The 19578-nt window shown below is 65.9% G+C and carries 17 protein-coding genes; 4 read left to right on the forward strand and 13 right to left on the reverse strand.

The genetic code is table 11. The annotated features are described in order from the left end of the window. Window positions 1-3: 3 nt before the first annotated feature. The 4 genes from U9J33_RS13230 to U9J33_RS13245 all read right to left on the reverse strand — a co-directional run bounded on the left by U9J33_RS13230 (window position 4) and on the right by U9J33_RS13245 (window position 4204). Window positions 4-768, reverse strand: a complete 765-nt coding sequence (locus U9J33_RS13230; RefSeq protein WP_185998746.1) for a hypothetical protein — start codon at window positions 766-768, stop codon at window positions 4-6. 103 nt (window positions 769-871) lie between these two features. Further along, a complete protein-coding gene (locus U9J33_RS13235) occupies window positions 872-1936 on the reverse strand; it encodes a linear amide C-N hydrolase (protein WP_324695905.1) in 1065 nt (354 codons plus the stop codon). A 40-nt stretch (window positions 1937-1976) separates the two neighbouring features. Continuing rightward, the gene (locus U9J33_RS13240) at window positions 1977-2915 is read right to left on the reverse strand and encodes a hypothetical protein (protein ID WP_324695908.1); all 939 of its coding nucleotides are present in this window, start codon (window positions 2913-2915) and stop codon (window positions 1977-1979) included. Window positions 2916-3187: 272 nt separating this feature from the next. Then, window positions 3188-4204 carry a polyprenyl synthetase family protein gene (locus U9J33_RS13245; protein WP_054440898.1) on the reverse strand — a complete coding sequence of 339 codons (1017 nt, stop codon included), beginning with the start codon at window positions 4202-4204 and terminating at the stop codon, window positions 3188-3190. Window positions 4205-4312: 108 nt separating this feature from the next. Here U9J33_RS13245 and U9J33_RS13250 point away from each other — a divergent pair, with 108 nt between their 5' ends. Next, window positions 4313-4615: a chorismate mutase gene (locus U9J33_RS13250; protein WP_185997076.1), complete on the forward strand. Its 303-nt coding sequence runs from the start codon at window positions 4313-4315 to the stop codon at window positions 4613-4615. A gap of 143 nt (window positions 4616-4758) precedes the next feature. On the opposite strand, the gene U9J33_RS13255 is transcribed toward U9J33_RS13250, so the two are convergent. From U9J33_RS13255 to U9J33_RS13270, 4 genes are all read right to left on the reverse strand, one after another. After that, window positions 4759-4962, reverse strand: coding sequence for a hypothetical protein (locus U9J33_RS13255; protein WP_054440894.1), 204 nt, complete (start codon window positions 4960-4962; stop codon window positions 4759-4761). A 113-nt stretch (window positions 4963-5075) separates the two neighbouring features. Then, entirely contained in the window at window positions 5076-6392 is a 1317-nt protein-coding gene (locus U9J33_RS13260; RefSeq protein WP_243692624.1) for a sensor histidine kinase, read from the reverse strand. A gap of 109 nt (window positions 6393-6501) precedes the next feature. Continuing rightward, window positions 6502-7179: a response regulator transcription factor gene (locus tag U9J33_RS13265; protein WP_132468951.1), complete on the reverse strand. Its 678-nt coding sequence runs from the start codon at window positions 7177-7179 to the stop codon at window positions 6502-6504. A gap of 171 nt (window positions 7180-7350) precedes the next feature. Then, the gene (locus tag U9J33_RS13270; protein ID WP_185998745.1) at window positions 7351-7614 is read right to left on the reverse strand and encodes a PepSY domain-containing protein; all 264 of its coding nucleotides are present in this window, start codon (window positions 7612-7614) and stop codon (window positions 7351-7353) included. 212 nt (window positions 7615-7826) lie between these two features. On the opposite strand from U9J33_RS13270, the gene U9J33_RS13275 reads away from it, so the two are divergent. Next, entirely contained in the window at window positions 7827-9623 is a 1797-nt protein-coding gene (locus tag U9J33_RS13275) for an ABC-F family ATP-binding cassette domain-containing protein (RefSeq protein WP_185997074.1), read from the forward strand. 15 nt (window positions 9624-9638) lie between these two features. Here the strand turns inward: U9J33_RS13275 and U9J33_RS13280 are convergent, their stop codons facing one another. The 5 genes from U9J33_RS13280 to U9J33_RS13300 form a co-directional block, all read right to left on the reverse strand. Further along, window positions 9639-10622 carry an alpha/beta hydrolase gene (locus U9J33_RS13280; protein ID WP_324695913.1) on the reverse strand — a complete coding sequence of 328 codons (984 nt, stop codon included), beginning with the start codon at window positions 10620-10622 and terminating at the stop codon, window positions 9639-9641. 118 nt (window positions 10623-10740) lie between these two features. Then, window positions 10741-11829 (reverse strand): oxidoreductase, encoded by a 1089-nt coding sequence (locus U9J33_RS13285; protein WP_054440770.1) that lies wholly within the window; start codon window positions 11827-11829, stop codon window positions 10741-10743. 29 nt (window positions 11830-11858) lie between these two features. Further along, a complete protein-coding gene (locus tag U9J33_RS13290; RefSeq protein ID WP_132468949.1) occupies window positions 11859-13481 on the reverse strand; it encodes an NAD-dependent malic enzyme in 1623 nt (540 codons plus the stop codon). 12 nt (window positions 13482-13493) lie between these two features. Beyond that, the gene (locus U9J33_RS13295) at window positions 13494-14957 is read right to left on the reverse strand and encodes an alginate export family protein (RefSeq protein ID WP_324695916.1); all 1464 of its coding nucleotides are present in this window, start codon (window positions 14955-14957) and stop codon (window positions 13494-13496) included. Between the two features lie 44 nt (window positions 14958-15001). Further along, window positions 15002-16324, reverse strand: coding sequence for a dicarboxylate/amino acid:cation symporter (locus tag U9J33_RS13300; RefSeq protein ID WP_132468947.1), 1323 nt, complete (start codon window positions 16322-16324; stop codon window positions 15002-15004). 234 nt (window positions 16325-16558) lie between these two features. Here U9J33_RS13300 and U9J33_RS13305 point away from each other — a divergent pair, with 234 nt between their 5' ends. Further along, window positions 16559-18268, forward strand: a complete 1710-nt coding sequence (locus tag U9J33_RS13305) for a sensor histidine kinase (protein WP_324695918.1) — start codon at window positions 16559-16561, stop codon at window positions 18266-18268. After that, window positions 18268-19578 (forward strand): sigma-54 dependent transcriptional regulator, encoded by a 1311-nt coding sequence (locus U9J33_RS13310; RefSeq protein ID WP_324695920.1) that lies wholly within the window; start codon window positions 18268-18270, stop codon window positions 19576-19578. Before U9J33_RS13305 ends, U9J33_RS13310 begins: the two co-directional genes overlap by 1 nt.

Raw genomic sequence — 19578 nt, forward strand, 5'->3', positions numbered from 1 at the left:
GCCTCAGCTTTCGCGCTTCGTTCCGTAGTCGATCCGGATACGCACCCAGGTGCCGAGCTGCGACTTGCCATTGATCCGCGGCGGCAGGACCTGGAACTGCCAGGCCGCATTGAGCACCGCCCGCCCAAAGCCCGAACCGCGCGGCGATTCGCCCAGGATCTGGCAATTGTCGACCTTGTAGTGCTCCATGGTCTGGCAGGCGATCATGCCCCAGCCGCTGTCCGGCCGGGTTGCCGGAAGATAACCGCCAAGCTGCGCATCGGTGGGTGGACGGAACCAGTCCGCATTGTAGAGCACCGCGCCGCCCGGCCCTTCGCCGGGGCCATACGTCCCGCCGGCCCCGCCCGCCGCCGGCGCGCCGGAGGCCGACGAAGGCCCCTTCATCTTCCCGATATCGGCAGCGGCGAAATCCTGGGTGGAAAGCTTGAGAAACGTGAAGGCGGGCTTTTTCTCGACCGGCTTTTCGACCGGCGGCGTCGGCACGGTTTCCTGCACCACGGCGGCGTGCTGCTTCTGCTCGACCTTCTTTTCCTCACGCTGCTTGGGCTTTTCCGGCTGGTCGCCGCCCTTGTCGCGATCGTGATCGATGACATCGAACGTGGTGAGCGCCGCGCTCTTCTTCTCCAGCGCGGGGACCAGCCCGGTCTGGTAGATCGCCAGCAGCAACGCAGCCAGAATCAGCCCCGCTGAGAGGACCGAGGAGACGAAGCGTTGGCGCGGCGACCCGGGCTGATAGCCTGCGGGCGCCAGCTCGGATTCGGAGGACATGGCGCGGCTTGAATAGGGCGCTTCCCACGTCACCGCAATTGCAGCCTTGTTGCGATTTCATTGCAGGTGAAAGTGTTGCCGGAAAAGCCCAGTGCCCGCTCCCTCAGCCATCCAGCCCCAGGAACCGAAACGGCGCATGGTCCACGAATTGGCCGTTCGCCTCGCCGGAAAACGTGTGATCCTGGTTCGGTCCCAAATCCAACATCTTCACTTTGCCGGTCTCCCTGGAAAAATCGATCTTGCGCACGTCGATCCAGAAGGTGTTCGGCGTCAGCGCGGATTCGAAGAAATAGAGCCCGCGCTTGTGATCGAACACCGTGCGCCAGCGGGTGGAAGAGATGTTCGGCTGATCCGGCGTGTTGATCCCATAGGGAACCGAGGCATTGCGGATCACGCTGAATACGGCGGCCAGTGCCTTGTTCGGGTCAGGCTCCTTCGGGATCGCGTTGATGTAGAAGGAAGCCCGCGCGAAGCGGTCGGCAGCCCGGTTGGTGCCCGGCAGCATGGTCGTGCCGCCGATCCCCTTCCAGTAGCTGTTGAGCGCCAGTTGCTCGTCGAACGTCGGCGAGTTGGTCATCACCTGGTATTCGCGGCCGTGGTGGATCACCAGCTTGCCGCCGATATATTCAAAGATGGCGCTGTCCCCGCCGGCATCGGACAGGGAAAGGTGAACGGTGGTAAGCCGGTTCTCTCCCGGCACATTGTCCGTCACGACGATGAACGGCTCCTTTTCCAGCGCGGCCACCGCCTCCGCAACCGTCGCGAAATTGTCGAGGGCATATTGCGCCCATGCCGCGATCGTCAGCCCCGGCTTTCCTTTGCCGTCGAAGTGCGGATATTCCGATTCGACCAGCCAGAGCATGTTGGCGTTGAGCCCCTTCTCGTTCACCCCGTCGGTGCTGGACACGTCATAGCCGCTGACGATCACGCTGCCGTACTTCGAGGTCCACTTGATGGAATTCGGCCCCGCTTCGCCGCTGCGCGCGATTCCGCGCGGCAATATCCAGAGATTGCTGACGATATCGCTCTTCCAGTCCATCGAGCGCGCGGTGATGATATTCCCTGCGGGCCCCAGATAGACGGCCCGCGTGCAGGCTTCTGCCGGAACACCTGCGCCGAGCGCGGCCGTCAGCGCCAGCGTAGCCAGCGCACCGCCGATTCTGGTCATTACCCGCATGGTCTTCTCCACTTGCTGGAAACGGCCCGGATCAGAACAGCACGGACATGCCCAGCAGGGGCCCGCGCTGCTGCATGTCCCAAATGAACCGGCCGCGATTGGTGAAGTCGGACTGGTCGTATTTCTCGTAGAGGAAGCGATAGCCGCCGCGCAGGATCGTTCGCCGGCCCATGAGCCGGGTGCGATAGCCCAGCATGGCAACCGCATTGACGCTGAGATCGGAACCGGCGCCGAAGCCGCCCAGATCGGCCTGCGTGAACAGGTTCCAGTGACGGGACAGGTCCGCGTTCACACGCAGTCCCGCGAAAGGATCGACCCATCCCGCGCTTCCGGTTGTCTGCACGGCCAGCGGCGCGATGCCCGCCCTCGCCCGCAAGTGGGTCCAGCGCAGGCCCGCAGTCGGCTCTATCGAGATATCGCGCCCGGCACCGAAGGCGCTCTTGCCGGGAAGCGGTATCTGCCACGCCTTGTAGTAGAAGCCGCCCGCCAGTCGTCTGGTGCGAATGTCGAGATCGACCGGCAGCGATCGCACCGCCTCGGCTTGCGAGGTCTTCACGCGCTGCGCGTCGAGATAGCCTCCCCACCGGTCGTTCACCGCCTCGATCGTGCCCATGGCCGCCAGATCGACGTGCTTGAAGATATCCCTGAACGGAAGATGCAGATTATGCTGGAGCCCGGCGAGGCCAAGATCGCCGCCCAGCGAGGCGCCCCATGCGTAAGGACTGACGATCAGGGTCCAGCCCGCCCCCGGACTACCGGCGGGCGGAACGCCCGGATCGACCCGCCCCGGATCGGCCGGCAGCGGATGCGCAGAAATCGGCTCTCCCGGTTCCTGATCGTTCGGAAGTCGCTCCTGATCCGGTGCGCCCTTCGGCAAGCTCCCGACATCGAAGGCGAATTCCCTTACCTGCCCTCCGGCCGCAGGCACGATCAACAGGCTGCCGATCACAATGACCTGCACCTCCATCACGCGCGATAATGATCGACACAGCCGAACCATTCACGACCCCCTGGAGCAGGAATTCGTAATGCATCAGGCTATAGGTAGATTTTCGTAGTATCAACCAAATAGAGCGGAGCGAAAATCCTCGCAGCCCGGGGATTTTCATGACGTACATGACCATAAGGCGGCCGGATATCGATGCTGCACTATCGTTATCGGATCGGAAACCTTGTCGGCGCAAACGAAAACGCCGGACAGAACCTGCCCGGCGCTTTCCCGATAGCTCTGGCGATAGCGACCTAGTAGCGACGCGCCACTGCGAACTCGACCGCTTCGCACATCGCATCGCGAGCCGCGCCGGCAGGGAAGATCGACAGTGCATCGATCGCGCGCTGCGCATAGAGGCGTGCCCGCTCGCGCGTGGCTTCGACGCAGGCATGGCGGTTGATGAGTTCGACGGCGTAAGCCAGGTCTTCGTCCTCGGTGCGGAAGCCGGCGATGGCATCCTCCCAGAACTTGCGCTCCTCGGCACTGCCGCGCGCATAGGCCAGGATGACCGGAAGCGTCATCTTGCCTTCGCGGAAATCGTCACCCTTGTCCTTGCCGGATTCGGTGCTTTCCGAATCGTAGTCGATCGCATCGTCGACCAGCTGGAAGGCGATCCCGAGATTGCGGCCGTAGGAATCGAGTGCCTGCTCCTCCGCCTCGCTCTTTTCGGCCACGATAGCCGGAATGCGCGTGGCGGCCGCGAACAGGGCTGCGGTCTTGGAGCCGATGATCTGGAGGTAGTGTTCCTCGCTCGTCTCGATCCGGCGCTGGGCGGTCAACTGGTCGACCTCACCCTCGGCGATGATCGAGCTGGCCTTGGAGAAGATCTTGAGGACCTTGAGGCTGCCGTCCTCGACCATCAGCTCGAAAGCGCGGGTGAACAGGAAGTCACCCACCAGCACCGTCGCCGGGTTGCCGAACACGATATTGGCGGCGGCCTTGCCCCGGCGCATGTCGGAACCGTCAACGACGTCGTCATGCAGCAGCGTGGCGGTGTGGAGGAATTCCACGGCGGCGGCCAGCTTGTGATGGCGCGCGCCCTGGTAGCCGCACAGTTCCGCGGCGGCGACCATCAGCATCGGGCGCATTCGCTTGCCACCACCCGAGATCAGATGCCCGGCTAGCGCCGGGATGAGCGGAATTTCGCTCTGCATCCGGTCAAGAATGACGGCGTTGACGCTGTTCATGCCGGGGGCGGTAAGCGCCAGCATGGGAGCGAGGGTGGGCTGCGACCCGCGTGCGCGCAGGGGAATGACATCGGCACTCATCGACCCGCGCATTGCGCGTTCGGCGTCCGTAACGCAAGAGCGAATGCCATGGAATGGTGGAACGGGCCGACTGGAAGAGGCCGCCAAGCCGTGCTAGCGGACCTGCCGATGACTCAGGACACTCCCGCAGCCGACCCCGTTCTCGCCAGCTTCCGGTCGAGTATCGACAATATCGATGCCGCCCTGATCCACATGCTGGCCGAACGATTTCGGATCACGCAGGCCGTTGGCGCCTACAAGGCGCAGAACGACCTGCCCGCCTCCGACCCCGGCCGCGAGGAGCGCCAGATCGCGCGCCTGCGCAACCTGGCGGAAGAGGCCAATCTCGACCCCGATTTCGGCGAGAAATTCATCCGCTTCATCATCGACGAAGTGATCCGCCACCACGAACGCGCCAAGAACGAAGCCTGATTCGAGGCCGGAACCGGCATTTCGTAAAATCGAAGCCGCAAAGTTGCCGCTTTCCCGGCTCCGGCCGGGAAAGGGCCGCGCCGCGTCCCGCAGCGCCTGAAGCAGCCGCCCCGGGCCGATCCCGGGACGAGGCTGCCTGAAGCTTATTCCTCGACCAGATCCTGAAGCTTCGACATCAGCGTCTGGATGCGCGTGGCGGCTTCGGTGAAGGTCGTCACGTCTTCCCGGTTGTTGTTGCCGCGCGCTTCCTTGGCGGCTTCCACATAGCCTTCGAGATCGACTTCCAGGGCATCGACGATGATTTCGATCTCGTCCGACGACAGCGAAAGATTGATGGAATCGGTCATGAGGGTGTCCTTGATCTGGTAAACCGCGCCAATGGGGACGAATGACGGGAGCCGCAACCGCCTCTGCGCCGGTTCCCCCAAAAATCCCGCCGGAAGCCGATCGGTCTTGAAAACTAGGCGAGAACGCGAGGCAGCTTGAGCTTGACCAGCAAGCCGCCCAGATCCTCGCTCTCGTCCAGTTCGACCGTGCCGCCATAGATTTCCACGACATCGCGCACGATGGCAAGGCCAAGGCCGGTGCCGGGCTTTCCGGTGTCGAGGCGGGCGCCGCGATCGAAGATGCGGATGCGTTCCGCTTCGGGAATGCCCATTCCGTCATCCTCGATCCAGACCTCGCAAAGCGGGGCGGCGCGATCGGGATCGACGGTCACGAAGACGCTGCCGCCGCCGTATTTCGCGGCGTTCTCTATGAGATTGCCCAGAATTTCCTCGAGATCCTGCTTCTCCAGGGCCACCACGGCCTCGTGATTGCCGTCGAGATCGAGGCGGGCCTGGTCGTAGAGCCGCTCCACCGCGCGCAGCACCGCCTCAAGGCTGGGCCAGACTTCGGCGCGGGACTGCCCCACGGCGCGGCGGCCCACGGCCCTTGCCCGCGCGAGGTGATGATCGACCTGCCGGCGCATCACCGCGGCCTCGCGAATCACCGTGTCCGACAGGTCCGGCGCCTTGGCCGTCGCCGCGTTCATCACCACCGTCAGCGGGGTCTTGAGCGCATGGGCGAGATTGCCCGCATGCATGCGCGCTTCCTCTGCCTGCCGCTCGGTATGGGCGAGCAGCGCGTTGAGTTCCTCCACCAGCGGCTCCACTTCCTGTGGCAGCGGCTGGGTGACGCGGCTGGCGCCGGTGGTGCGCAGTTTCTGGATGGCGCGGCGGACGTGGCGCAGCGGGAACAGGCCGTACCATGTCTGCATCCCCGCCATCAGCAGCAACCCGAAGCCGAGTGCCACGAAGCTGTAGACGAGAATGCCGCGCACCATCTTGATCTGGTCATTAAGGTCCACGCGGCTCGCCGCCACCGTGAACATCCACTTCGTATCGCTGCCGGGCAGGATGATCGAGCGTTCCATCACGCGCAGCGGTTCGCCTGCGAACTGGGTGCTGTCATAGACGTGCGGCTGGGCGTCGAAATGGTCCTCGGGCACGTTGAGGCTGCGGTCCCACAGCGAGCGCGAGGGGAAATCCTCATGCCCCTTGGCGCGAATCTGCCAGTAAAGACCCGACCCCGGCTCCAGGAAACGCTGGTCCCCGAGCGGGCGGATGAAGAAGACCTCCCCGTCCGGCCCGATTTCCGCCGAGCCGATCATGCCGGTGAGCATGTAGCCGAGCTGTTCGTCGAAGTTGCGGGTGATGAGACCGGTCAGCGTGCGGTCGAGCGCGAGCCCGCCGACCAGCAGCAGGATGAAGATCCATCCAGCCGCGATCAGCATCATGCGCCGCGCGAGAGAGCCCGTGTTGGCCGCCTTCACGTGCGGCCCGGCCTGGGCTTCTCCTGTCTGATTCTGCCCGTCTTGCATATGCTCGGTCGCCGTGGCGGACGATTCAGCCGCGGCCGGGTTCCGCAGGATCGTCGAGGCTGTAGCCGAGGCCGCGGATCGTGGTGATGACATCGGCGCCCAGCTTCTTGCGGATGCGGGTCACGAAGACTTCGATGGTGTTCGAATCGCGGTCGAAATCCTGATCGTAGATATGTTCGATCAGTTCGGTACGGCTGACCACCTTGCCCTTGTGGTGCATGAGGTAGGACAGCAGCTTGTATTCCTGCGCGGTGAGCTTCACCGGTTCACCGGCCAGCGTGACGCGGCCCGAGCGCGTATCCAGCCGCACGTCGCCGGCCGTCAGTTCGCTGGAGGTATTGCCGGAAGCACGGCGGATCAGCGCGCGCAGGCGGGCGATCAGTTCCTCGGTCTGGAAGGGCTTGGCGAGGTAATCGTCGGCCCCCGCATCGAGGCCCGCCACCTTGTCCGACCAGGAATCGCGCGCGGTCAGCACGAGGACGGGGAAGTTCCGCCCTTCCCGGCGCCACATGCCGAGCACTGTCAGTCCGTCGATCTCGGGCAGGCCGAGATCGAGGATCACGGCGTCATAGTCTTCGGTCGACCCCAGGAAATGGCCATCCTCGCCATCGACGGACAGATCCACGGCATAGCCGGTCTGTTCGAGCGTGGTCTTGAGCTGGTTGCCGAGCGTGGGTTCATCCTCGACGATCAGGATGCGCAATTCGGTCTCTCCCTAAGATGAGCGAGCTTGAAATGGGGCGGATGCCCGGAAGCGTCAAGCGACGGAAAACTCCAAGGTTCCCCGGCGTCGCTTGCAAATTCATCTGTAGGCGCTTCAACCTGAACGTAAAGATGAACAAGATCGGTTCATCCACATTTCAGCGCTGCACCTCTATCGCGATTGCCCGATCACCCGCCCGGTGCGAGCATCGACATCGACGAAATAGACCTTGCCGTTCTGGATGAACTTCAGGCGGTAAGCCATGGCGGCGGGATCGTATTCCGGGCCGAGGTACTGCATTCCGGACATGCGCGGCAGCACTTCACGTTCGATTTCGCGCAAGGGGCGGACGTTGCCGGCCTTGCGTTCGCGGCGCACCTCGCCCTGCTCGCCGCCGGGATCGGCGGCATGCGCGGTCAGCGAAGGCGCAACCATGCCGAACGCGCCGAGTGCCAGCGTGACCGGGACCAAGAGAAGGGAAAGGGACTTGTTCATATCGACTTGCTGCCTAACCCCATCGCCTTGAACAAGTCCTGAATGTGGCCGGAAGGCGGCAGGAGCAAGCGCCTGTTGCCCAAATCCCACATCCACGCTTTCCTGCGCGCCAGCTTGCCAGCCCCCCGCTCTGCCCTGTAGGGCGCGCAGCCATGGCACTTGCACCAATTCTCAGCTGGGAAAACCTCGGCCTCATCCAGGGCTCCGGCTGGCTCTTCCAGGATCTCGACATCAACATCGCCCCGCGCGACCGGCTGGCCCTGATCGGCCGCAACGGCGCGGGCAAGACCACGCTGCTCAAGCTGATCGCCGGCACGGTGGATGCGGACAAGGGCACGCGCTCCGTCCAGCCGGGCACGCGCGTGGTGACGCTGGAGCAGGACCCGTTCTTCACCGGCTTCGACACCCTGCTCGATTTCGCCATCCACGGCGACGATGCGCCCCAGCAGCACGAAGTGGAAGCCATTGCCGACCAGCTCGGCATCGACCTTTCACGCGAAGCGAAGAGCGCATCGGGCGGTGAGCGCCGCCGCGCCGCGCTGTGCCGCGCCCTCGCCTCCGAACCCGACCTGCTGCTGCTGGACGAGCCGACCAACCACCTCGACCTTGCCGCGATCGACTGGCTGGAATCCTGGCTCCAGCGCTACAACGGCGCGTTCGTGGTCATCAGCCACGACCGTACTTTCCTGACCCGCCTGACCAACGCCACGCTCTGGCTGGACCGGGGCGGCCTGCGCCGCCGCGAGATCGGCTTCGGCGGCTACGAGGCCTGGGAAGACGAAGTCTACGCCGAGGAAGCGCGCGCCGCCCAGAAGCTCGACGCCAAGCTCAAGATCGAGGCCCACTGGCTGGAGCGCGGCGTCACCGCGCGGCGCAAGCGCAACCAGGGCCGCCTTGCCAAGCTTTGGGAAATGCGCGCCCAGCGGGCCTCGATGATGGGCCCGCAAGGCGCGGCCAAGCTCGCCGTGGTGGCGGACGACAGCAAGACCAAGTCGGTCATCGTCGCCGAACACGTCACCAAGCGGTTCGGCGAAGGCGATAGCCAGCGCACGGTCATCAAGGACTTCAACTTGCGCATCCAGCGCGGCGACCGCATCGGCGTGGTCGGCGCGAACGGTTCGGGCAAGACCACGCTGCTCAAGATCCTGATGGGCGAACTTCAGCCCGACGAAGGCAAGGTGACGCGCGCAGCCACGCTCGATGCCACCGTGATCGACCAGCAGCGCAGCCGGATGAGCCCCGAAATGCGCATCCGCGACGTGCTGGCCGAAGGGGGTGACTGGATCGACGTGGTCGGCGTGCGCAAGCACATCCAGGGCTACCTCAAGGACTTCCTGTTCGATCCGGGTCTGGTCGAGGCGAAAGTCGGCACGCTGTCGGGCGGCGAACGCTCGCGCCTGCTGTTCGCCCGCGAATTCGCCCGCACCTCCAACCTGCTGGTGCTCGACGAACCGACCAACGACCTCGACCTCGAAACGCTGGACCTTCTCCAGGAAGTGATCGCCGATTACGACGGCACCGTGCTGATCGTCAGCCATGACCGTGACTTCCTCGACCGCACCGTCAACGTCACTCTCGGCCTCGACGGTTCGGGGCATATCGACGTGATCGCGGGCGGCTATGCCGACTGGGAGGCCAAGCGCCGCGAACGCACGAGCGCGGGGAAAGCCAAGGCGAAGGGCGAGAATGCCGCCCCGCCGCCGCCGATGCCGCCGAAGAAAGGTAAGCTCTCCTACAAGGACCAGCGCGACTACGAACTGCTGCCCAAGCGGATCGAGGAACTGGAAGCGGCCATCGCCCGCGACGAGAACGCCATGGCCGACCCCGCGCTCTACACCCGCGACCCGGCGAAGTTCGCGGCCCTCACCGCCGCCATCGAAAAGGCGAACAGGGAAAAGGAAGCGGCTGAAGAGCGCTGGCTGGAACTGGCCGAGCAGGTAGAGGGTTAGGCCCGCCCGCGCCGGTCAGTCGATAGCGGCGGCGGCGAGGAAATCGGCGATCGCCGCGGACCATGGCCCGGGCTGCTGGTCCACGATGTCGATCCCGCCGCCCTCCAGTTCGGTGAATGCGAAATCCGGCCGCATCTTCCTCGCCTGCAGCGCGGACGCATAGAGCATGTCCCCGGTATTGGTGAGCAGCAGGGTCGGCTGGGTGATCTTCATCAGCGCCTCTTCCTGCCGGTAGTTCAGCCCCGCATTGTGGCCGTACCAGTAAGCGCCGCGCTGCACCGCCAGCATGGCCTGGACGACATAGTCGCTGATCCGCTCCGCGCTGATCGAACCATTGGCATAGCGCTCCCGCGCTTCGGCAAGGAGGTTCATGTGCGCGGCGTGAGGCAGGGCACGAAAGGCCCGCTCCCGCCCGCCAATATCGGCGATCAGCGCGGCGCGTTGTTCGTCGCTGATGAAAAGCGGGCCGCAAAGGATGTTCGCGCTCACCCGCTCGGGATAGCGAATCGCCACCTCGTTGGTCACAAGCGCCCCGGTATGATGGCCCACCACGGCAGCGCGGCTTATGCCCAGGGCATCGAGCACCGCCGGAACGACTGGCGCATAATCGCTCACTGCCGGTTCGAACGGCGTGCGATCCGAAAGACCGAACCCCGGCATGTCGATGGCGATCGGCCGCAGCCCGCGCGCAATCAGCGGCGCGAAGACATAATCGAACTGGTTGGCCGTCATCACCGCCTGATGGAGCATGACCAGCGGCCGCCCGGTTCCGGCATCGAGATAATGGATCTGGCCATATGGACCGTCGGCATAGGCGCGCCGCATCGCCGCGGACTGCTTCATCGCGGCGGGGCCGGCCTTTTCCCGTGGCGGGGCCCCCGGCGTGACGGCGGCGGGCGATGCAGCCCCGGCCGAGTGCGAAAACGGCCCCAGCGTGCCGACAATGGAGCCGCTGCCGATCATTCCCAATGCAACCCGCCTTCGAACGTTCCCGATCATCGACACTCCCCCTGACGCGGCGACCCTGCCGCCAGCATCCGCGAAGCGAACGGTCCGCCAAACGCCGGTCCGTCCGTCTGGTCGCCTGTCGATAATTCGGCTGGAGCCCCGGCGCGCGTCAGTCCCGGAAGCTGGCGGCCCAGGCCTGTCGTTCCGCCTCGGTCAGCGGCAGATCAACGGTGCGCCCTTCGGCAGCGGATTGCTGCGCCGCCTCGATCACCGCCATGACCGCCAGGGACTGGATCGGCGGGACCGGGTTGGGCGCCCTGCCCCGCATGGCCTCGGCGACGAGGCGGTAGAATTCGCGCTGGTCGCCCGGCTCGGCCGGAACCCGGCTGGCCTGTCCTTCGGCATTGTAGATCACCAGCGGATCGGGATCGATGCCCCAGCCGGGCGCTCCGGGCGCCATGCCGGCAAGGAGCTGGCCTTCCTGCACGTCCATCCCCTGCTTCACCGCGCTGCCCGCAGTGCCGTGGACGATGAAGCGCGGAACCCCGCCCGCCACCAGCATCGAGGCATGGAGAATGGCGCGCCGGTCTCCCTCGAAGCCAAGCACGACATGGGCCCAGTCGTCACTGCGCGCACCCTCGCGCTGGAGGGCGAGAGAGGCGGTCACCTGCAGCGGCAACCCCATCAGCAGCAGGGCCTGATCGGCAAGGTGAGGCCCGAGGTCGAACCACACGCCGCCTCCCGGACCGCCGGATTCCCGCCAGCGGTCCCGGACTTGCGGGCGGAAGCGGTCGAAGTGGATTTCAAGATGCGCCGGCATGCCGACCAGCCCTGCATCTACGGCCTTGCGTACAGTGCGAAAATCGCTGTCCCAGCGGCGATTGTGAAAGACCGTGAGCTGCCCGCCGGTTTCCTCCGCCAGCGCGATCAGCGCCCGGGCTTCGGCAAGGTCCAGCGTGAAGGGCTTGTCGACGACCACGCTCTTGCCGGCCCGAAGCGCCGCCTGCGCCAGCGGGAAATGCGTGGCGTTCGGCGTGGCGACAACAACGAGATCGACCGAAGGATCGCCGAGCACCGCCGCCGGATCGTCATGGATCGCCGCATCGGGAAAATGCGCGCGGATCGCATCGGGCTGGCGGCTCGCGAAATGGGTCGGATCGAGGCCCGGCACCGCCCGGATCAGCGGTGCATGAAACGTGGCCCCGGCATAGCCGTAGCCGAGAAGGCCTGCCTTCAGGGTATCGGTCGCCAGGGCCATGTTCAGTGCCTTTCAGTATGGTGTCAGGTTCAGTTGTAGACAGCCTGCCACATGCTTTGCGCGATGCTTTCGCGGGTCAGTTCCTCGGGTGCCGCCGTGGCGAGACCCTCGGCCTGTGCCTGCGCGGCCACGACCACGGCGATCTCCAGCGCCACGTCCCGCAGCTCGGTAACGGCGGGAAGCAGGCCGTTCTCGCCCTGGCTCAGCTCGCCCAGACGGCGCGCCGCGACCATGAACATGCCGTCACTGATTGCCGTGGCCCCGCTGGCCAGCGCGCCGAGGCCCACGCCCGGGAAGACATAGACGTTGTTGACCTGCGTGACGCCAGGCGTGCCGAACGGGCTGCCGGTGCCGACGATCGCCTTGCCGCCGGTCCATTCGAGGATATCCGCCGGATGCGCCTCGGCGCGCGACAGCGGGTTAGACAGCGGGAAGACCACCGGACGCTCGACATGCTCGGCCATGGTCCGGATGGTGCGTTCGCTGAACGAAGCCTTCTGGCCCGACGTGCCGATCAGCACCGTGGGGTGGACGTTCGCCACGACTTCCTGAAGCGAGATCATGTTCTGCCCGCCCGCGTTCCAGCTGGCGATCTCGGCCGGATCGCGCGCCAGCTTGACCTGCTGCGGCGGCAGACGCGGAATGTCGGAAAGGATGAGGCCGTCGCGATCGACCGCCCAGATCTTCGAACGCGCTTCCTTCTCGTCCAGCCCGTCGGCGATCATTGCCTGCACCAGCATCTCGGCCACGCCGCTGCCTGCCGCGCCCGCGCCGAACAGGACCACGCGCTGCTCGGTAAGCGGCACGCCGGTCTTGCGGATCGCCGCCAGCAGGGTGCCGACAGCCGTGGCGGCGGTGCCCTGGATATCGTCGTTGAAGCTCAGCAGACGGTCGCGGTAGCGGCCCAGCAGATCGTAGGCGTTCTTGCCCGCGAAATCCTCCCACTGGAGGAGGACGCCGGGGAAGCGATCGTCCACGGCGCTCACGAAGGCCTCCACGAAATCGTCGTAGTCCTGGCCCCGCACGCGCGGCGCGCGCCAGCCGACATAGAGCGGATCTTCGCGGCGGGCGTGGTTGTCGGTGCCCAGGTCGAGCAGGATCGGCAGGACTTCGGAAGGATGGATGCCCGCGCAGGCGGTGTAGAGCGCCAGCTTGCCGATCGGGATGCCCATGCCGCCCGCGCCCTGGTCGCCCAGGCCGAGGATGCGTTCGCCGTCACTGACGACGATCACCTTCACCCGGTCATAGGCAGGATCGGCGAGAATATCGGAGATGCGGTCGCGGTTGGGATAGCTCAGGAAGAGGCCGCGCGGACGGCGCCAGATCTCGCTGAAGCGCTCGCAACCCTCACCCACGGTGGGCGTGTAGACCAGCGGCAGCATGCGCGGCAGGTCGCTCTGGACCAGCGCGTGGAACAGCACTTCGTTCGAATCCTGAAGCTCGCGCAGGAAGGCGTAGCGCTGGAAGTCACTTTCCTTTTCTTCCAGTGCCTTGCGGCGACGTTCGATCTGGCTGTCGAGCGTGCCGACATGCGGCGGCAGCAGACCGTGCAGGCCGAACTCGTCACGCTCCTCGGCGGTGAATGCGGTCCCCTTGTTGGTGAGAGGATCGGAGAGCAGCGCGCGGGCTGCGGCGTGACGGGTGGGGGACATCTGCGACCTTTCCTAGAATCGTAAACTCAGCCAGCCCGCGAGAAAATCGGAGCTGCGGTAACCCGCATCGGTCAGCGCGGGCCCGGCTTCGAGATGCTCGTAGCGCCCGGTGAACGAAACGCGGGGCGAGATCGTCCAGACCGCCTGAAGGCGGGCCAGTTCGGCGATCTTGCGCGCCCGCCCGTTCTGGGTGCCGGCAAAGGGTTGGCCGTTCGCCCGATAGACGGCATCCGTGACACTGTCACGCCATGCAAAACGGTATTCGGCATTCACTTTCACATTCTTCAGCGGCGAGAAGCTGAAAGTGGGGGCAATCGCGCGAATGTTGCTGGGCGTCAGGTAGAGCTGATAGCTGAAGTAGATGTTGTTGCCGAAGGGCGAATAGGCGTCCCGCAGCTTCCCGTCGCCATAGCCGCCGCCGCCGCTCGCATAGTCCGCGCTGAACCCGATGCGGGGCGCTGCCTTGGCCGATCCCAGCCGGTAGGACTGGGCCAGCAACACCTGCCAGGCATCGATCTTCTGGTCGATGAACTCGCCCCACTGATGGTTGACGGTCCAGTCGACCTGAACCGGCCCGGCATCGCCGTAGACGTGGACCCCGCCATACCAGCGCGTTGCCGGGCCGATCCGCCCTCCCCATGTGCCGACGCCGTTCTGACGCCGCCAGAGGAAGGGATCGACGAAGATCTTCGAATCACCCAGAAAAGCCTTGGGCACGGCATAGCCCAGCGTCACCCCGGAGAAGCGGCGTTCGGGATCGCTGCGATCGTCGCCGATGCCGTCCTCGCCATAGGCGGTGGGCCGCAGGTCGAAGACGTCGGCGCGCAGCGTCTTGCCCCTCACCCAGGCGCGCACGCCGTTCAGGGTGTAGTGGACCGTGTTGTTGTCGCGCTGCGACGTCAGCAGGTTGGGCCCATCGACGAATTCCTGCCGCCCATAGCGCACGCCCACGTCGAGCCCTGCGATCTGGCCGCTCGCCTCGGCGAAATATTGCTGGGCGACAAGTCCGTTGCGCATGCTGGTGGCCGGCGTTCCGATATTCCGGCCGCCGATCCCGGCATGCGCCAGCTCTCCGTAGAAGCGCAAGTGCGGGCCGACATGAAGGTCGGCGCCCGCCACAACGCGGCTGATATCCTGCCGCTGCGCCTCGGCCTCGCGCAAGTTGGGATTGGTGGTCTGGTTCACCCGCAACCGCAGTTCACCCGAGAGCGTGAGGTAGATATCGCCGTCTGCACCGAGCGGCAGGAACTTCAGCCGGTCGAGCGGATCGTCCCGCTTCGACTTGTCGGCCATGCCCCGCCAGTCCTCGGCCCAGCGCGAGATGCTGTAGCCGTTGGTGACGGCGCCGTCGCCGTTGGAGGATACCGGATAGACAGGGGAAGTGGCCGAATTCGCGGTCCGGGCCTCTTCGGCATGAGCCGTGAAAGGGGCGCAGCAAAGGGTGGCGGCCAGCAGCCGCGATAACTTCGTCTTCATGTCCGTGATTCCTGTGCGGGGCTTTCGCCCCGGGTGCAGTCAGGTCAGACGAGCACGGGGCTCACCGCGGCGGCGGGCTCACGATTGGCGAGCACCGCCTTGAAGCGCTCGGTGTCCAGCTTGCCTTCCCAGCGCGAGACCACAACCGTTGCCACGGCATTGCCGATGAAGTTGGTCAGGCTGCGGCATTCCGACATGAAGCGGTCCACGCCGAGGATCAGCGCCATCCCCGCGACCGGCACCGAAGGCACGATCGAGAGCGTGGCGGCCAGCGTGATGAAGCCCGCGCCGGTGACGCCCGCCGCACCCTTGGACGAGAGCATGGCAACGCCCAGCAGCAGCACCTGCTGGCCCAGCGTCAGTTCCACGTTGCAAGCCTGCGCGATGAACAGCGCCGCCAGCGTCATGTAGATATTGGTGCCGTCGAGGTTGAAGCTGTAGCCGGTCGGCACGACGAGGCCGACGATGCTCTTGGGGCAACCGGCGCGCTCCATCTTCTCCATCAGCGAAGGCAGCGCGCTTTCCGAGGAGGAGGTGCCCAGCACCAGCAGCAGTTCGGCCTTGAGGTAGGCGATCAGCGAGAAGATCGAGAAGCCGGCAAACCGCGCGACAAGGCCCAGCACCACGACCACGAAGAGCGCCGAGGTGAGATAGAACGTCGCCACCAGCCCCACGAGGTTGGCGAGGCTGCCGACGCCGTACTTGCCGATGGTGAAGGCCATCGCGCCGAAGGCACCGACGGGCGCAGCCTTCATGACGATCGAGACCAGCTTGAAGAACACCAGCGACACGTCTTCGAGCAGCGAGAGCGGACGCGCGCCCCGGTCGCCCAGCATGGCGAGCGCGATGCCGAAGAGAATGGCGATCACCAGGACCTGAAGGATATTACCCTCGGTCATGGAGGAGAGGAAAGTGTCCGGGATCATTTCCATCAGGAACCCGGTGATCGACGTTTCGTGTGCCTTCTCGGAGTAAAGTGCGACCTTCGAGGCATCGAGCGAGGCGGGATCGATGTTCAGGCCGTGGCCGGGGCGAACGACGTTCGCGACGACCAGCCCGACGATCAGCGCCAGGGTCGAGAAGAAGAAGAAATAGCCGAACGCCTTGCCCGCGACGCGCCCGACCGAGCGGAGATCGCGCATCGAGGCGATGCCGGTGACGATGGTCAGGAAGATGACCGGGGCGATCACCATCTTGACCAGCTTGATGAAGGCATCGCCCAGGGGCTTCAGCGCTTCGCCGGTGGCCGGAAAGAAGTGGCCGAGCGTCACACCCGCCGCGATGGCGATAAGCACCTGCACGTAGAGATGACCGTACCAGCGCTTTGGCGCGGACGATTCGTGCGTATCGGGCAAGGTGGTGTGCATGGTCAGGCCTTTCTTCCTCTCTCTGCCCGCGCAAGACTTATGCTTATCGCGGGCTGGGCAGAGACTGTTCGATTCCACGCTGCGGCCAAAGACATTTTTGCACTCGCCCTAAATGCCTGATTTGCGGGGATGTGCGAACGGAAGCGCCCTGCCTTTCGAGCAGAAATCGGCACATTGCAGTGCAGCGATGTGCCGAAAGTTGCACATCGCTGCGGCCGGGCCTAGATTGCCGGAGTGAATCGCCGCCACACCCTCTACTGGACGCTCGCCGCAATCGCTGCCGCTTTGATCGCCGGCGGCATCGCGGGTGAGATCGTGAGACAGCGGGCCACCACCGCTTTCTCAGCATCGGTAGAAGCCGACGCGCGCCTGCGCCAGTCGTTGCTGGAAAGCGAGATCGCCCGCTTCCGCCTGCTTCCCCAGACCCTCGCAGACGACCGCGACGTGATCGCCGCCGCCAGTGGCGAGGCCGGCGCGGACCGCCGGCTGAATGCCAAGCTCGAAGCCTTCGCAACCCAGATCGGGGCCTCGGCCATATACCTCGTCGGTGACGACGGCTTCGCGATTTCCGCCAGCAACTGGCGCCGCTCGGACAGTTTCGTCGGCCGCGACTATCGCTTCCGCCGCTATTACCGCGATGCCCGCAGGCACGGCGACGGCGCCCAGTTCGCGCTCGGCACTGTCAGCCATCGCGCCGGGCTCTACCTCGCGCGCAAGGCGGCCGGGGACTGCGTGATCGTCATCAAGCTCGATTTCGACCGGATCGAGGCCCAATGGCGCACCGCGGGCGGCGAGACTTTCGTGACCAACCGCGATGGCGTGATCCTGGTCGCCAGCCGGGCCGACTGGCGGTTCGCCATGACCCGTCCGATCGATCCCGCCCGGCAGAAGGCGATCGCGGGCGATATCGGCATTCCGGGTCTGACCACGGCCCCTTACGGCACGGATGGTGACGGATTCCTGCGCATTCCGGGACGGAGGGCGCGGCTCCTTCTCGCCACCAGCCCGCCCAACCGCGACCAGTGGCGGGTCAACCTCGCCCTGCCGATCCGCGTCGCCGTTACCACGCCCATGCGCAGCGCTCAGGCCGTCGCGGCAACGCTCGCGCTGGTCGCGGTCTGTGCGCTCTGGTGGCTGGCCCAGCAAAGCCGCCGCCGCCGCGAACGCACCGCGCTGCTCGAAGCCGCCGTCACCGAACGTACAGCGGAACTGCGCCGGGAAATGGAAGAACGTGCCGCGCTCGAACAGCGCGCCGCCCTCCTGCGCGAGGAACTGCGCCTCGCCAATCGCCTCGCCACGCTGGGTCAGGTTACCGCCAGCGTCGCGCACGAAACCGCCCAGCCCGTTGCCGCCATCCGCAATTACGCCAGTTCGGCGGGACAGTTGCTGGACCTCGGCGCCGCCGCCGACGTTCGCGAGAACCTCACCGCGATAGACCGTCTGGCCGAGCGCATCGGCGTCATCACCGCGCAGTTGCGCGGGTTCGCGCGTAAGAGCAGCGGCGGCGAAGGCGCCGTGCCCCTGGCCGAAGTGCTGGACGGCGCGCATCTGCTGCTCAAGGAACGCCTCGCCGCGCTGTCCTTCGAAACCCCTGAGATTCCCGCGGACCTCAAGGTGCGGGGCGACAAGGTGCGGCTGGAGCAGATCCTCGTGAACCTGCTCCAGAATGCCACCGAGGCGCTGGCTGGCCGCCCGGACCCGCGCATCACGCTCACGCTCGCCGTGGATGGCGGGATCCTGCGCCTCACCGTGGCCGACAACGGCCCCGGCATCGCGCCCGAGATCGCCGACCGCCTGTTCACCCCGTTCGCCACCAGCCGCGCCGAAGGGCTCGGCCTTGGCCTCGTGATCGCGCAGGATATCGCACAAGAATTCGGCGGCACGCTGCGCCTCGTACCCGGCGAAACCGGGGCCGCCTTCGAGCTTCGATTGAGACTGGCCTGATGACCATTGCCCCCCTCGCCCCTCGGCGTGTCGCCCTTGTGGAGGATGACGAAGACCTTGCGCGCTCGACCGCGCAACTGCTCAGGCTTGCCGGGTTCGAGGTCGAACTCTTCGCCGCTGCGCCCCCCGCCCTCGCCGCCCTCACCGCCGACTGGCCCGGCGTGGTCGTCAGCGATGTCCGGATGCCGCATGTCTCGGGGATAGACCTGTTCCGCCAGCTTCACGAGCGCGACCCGGAATTGCCGGTCGTGCTCGTCACCGGCCACGGCGACATCGAAATGGCCGTGCAGATGCTGAAAGCGGGGGCATGGGACTTCCTCACCAAGCCATTCGCACCCGATACCCTGATCGCCGCCGTCACGCGCGCTGCCACCGCGCGCGGGCTTACGCTCGAAAATCGGCGCCTGCGCGCCATGGCGCAGGATACCGACGCCCCGGTGTTCCTGGGCGAAAGCCCCGCCATCCGCCGCCTGCGCGAAATGATCCCCGTCCTCGCCAACGCCGACATAGACCTGTTCATCGAAGGCGAGACCGGCACCGGAAAGGACCTGTTCGCCCGCCTCGTTCACCGCGCGGGGAAGCGGGCGCGCCAGCGCTTCCTGCCCATCGCCTGCGCCGCCATGCCCGAGGCGCTGGCCGAACCGCTGTTCGCGGCAAACGGGCTGGCCGAACCGGGGCTCGCCGCGGCCCATCGCGGCACGCTCTATCTCGACGACGTGGACCGCGCCCCTGCGCATTTGCAGGAGCGCCTGCTGCCCTTCATCGAACAGCGCGTGCTGCGCCATCGCGGCGAGGCGACGCCGATCGACGTGCGCGTGATCTCCACCAGCCAGGATGCCGCCGAAGGCCCGCCGCCGTCGCTGCTGCCCCCGCTGTTCTACCGCCTTGCGGCCATGCGCCTGCGCATCCCCCCGCTGCGCGAACGGCGCGAGGATATCGGCTCCCTTTTCGCCCGTTTCGCCGGAGATGCCGCAAGCCGCATGGGCCGGGAGCTTCCTCCCGTCACCGCGCCGGTGCGCACGATGCTCGAACGGCACGACTGGCCGGGCAACCTGCGGGAACTCGCCAATTTCGCGGAACAGTTCGTGCTGGGCCTCGGCGAGCCATCGCCCACGCCATCAGCCGCCCGGCACAAGGGGCTGACCGAGCGTGTCGATGCCTTCGAACGGGATGAGATCGTTGCCGCCGTGCAGGCCGCCGGAGGCGAGATCGGCGCGGCCATCCGCTCGCTCGATCTGCCGCGCAAGACCTTCTATTACAAGGTCAACAAGCACGGGATCGACCTTGGCGCCCTGCGGCGCAAGGATTGA

Source organism: Novosphingobium sp. RL4 (assembly GCF_035658495.1).
Classification (GTDB): Bacteria; Pseudomonadota; Alphaproteobacteria; order Sphingomonadales; family Sphingomonadaceae; genus Novosphingobium.

Bases quoted from the DNA above. Each gene is read 5' to 3' on its own strand.
- U9J33_RS13230 (WP_185998746.1), bottom strand. From the start codon at position 768: ATGTCCTCCGAATCCGAGCTGGCGCCCGCAGGCTATCAGCCCGGGTCG.
- U9J33_RS13275 (WP_185997074.1), top strand. From the start codon at position 7,827: ATGGCACTTGCACCAATTCTCAGCTGGGAAAACCTCGGCCTCATCCAG.
- U9J33_RS13255 (WP_054440894.1), bottom strand. From the start codon at position 4,962: ATGACCGATTCCATCAATCTTTCGCTGTCGTCGGACGAGATCGAAATC.
- U9J33_RS13285 (WP_054440770.1), bottom strand. From the start codon at position 11,829: ATGGCCCTGGCGACCGATACCCTGAAGGCAGGCCTTCTCGGCTACGGC.
- U9J33_RS13245 (WP_054440898.1), bottom strand. From the start codon at position 4,204: ATGAGTGCCGATGTCATTCCCCTGCGCGCACGCGGGTCGCAGCCCACC.
- U9J33_RS13300 (WP_132468947.1), bottom strand. From the start codon at position 16,324: ATGCACACCACCTTGCCCGATACGCACGAATCGTCCGCGCCAAAGCGC.
- U9J33_RS13280 (WP_324695913.1), bottom strand. From the start codon at position 10,622: ATGATCGGGAACGTTCGAAGGCGGGTTGCATTGGGAATGATCGGCAGC.
- U9J33_RS13235 (WP_324695905.1), bottom strand. From the start codon at position 1,936: ATGACCAGAATCGGCGGTGCGCTGGCTACGCTGGCGCTGACGGCCGCG.
- U9J33_RS13250 (WP_185997076.1), top strand. From the start codon at position 4,313: ATGACTCAGGACACTCCCGCAGCCGACCCCGTTCTCGCCAGCTTCCGG.
- U9J33_RS13295 (WP_324695916.1), bottom strand. From the start codon at position 14,957: ATGAAGACGAAGTTATCGCGGCTGCTGGCCGCCACCCTTTGCTGCGCC.
- U9J33_RS13290 (WP_132468949.1), bottom strand. From the start codon at position 13,481: ATGTCCCCCACCCGTCACGCCGCAGCCCGCGCGCTGCTCTCCGATCCT.
- U9J33_RS13270 (WP_185998745.1), bottom strand. From the start codon at position 7,614: ATGGTTGCGCCTTCGCTGACCGCGCATGCCGCCGATCCCGGCGGCGAG.
- U9J33_RS13260 (WP_243692624.1), bottom strand. From the start codon at position 6,392: ATGATGCTGATCGCGGCTGGATGGATCTTCATCCTGCTGCTGGTCGGC.
- U9J33_RS13310 (WP_324695920.1), top strand. From the start codon at position 18,268: ATGACCATTGCCCCCCTCGCCCCTCGGCGTGTCGCCCTTGTGGAGGAT.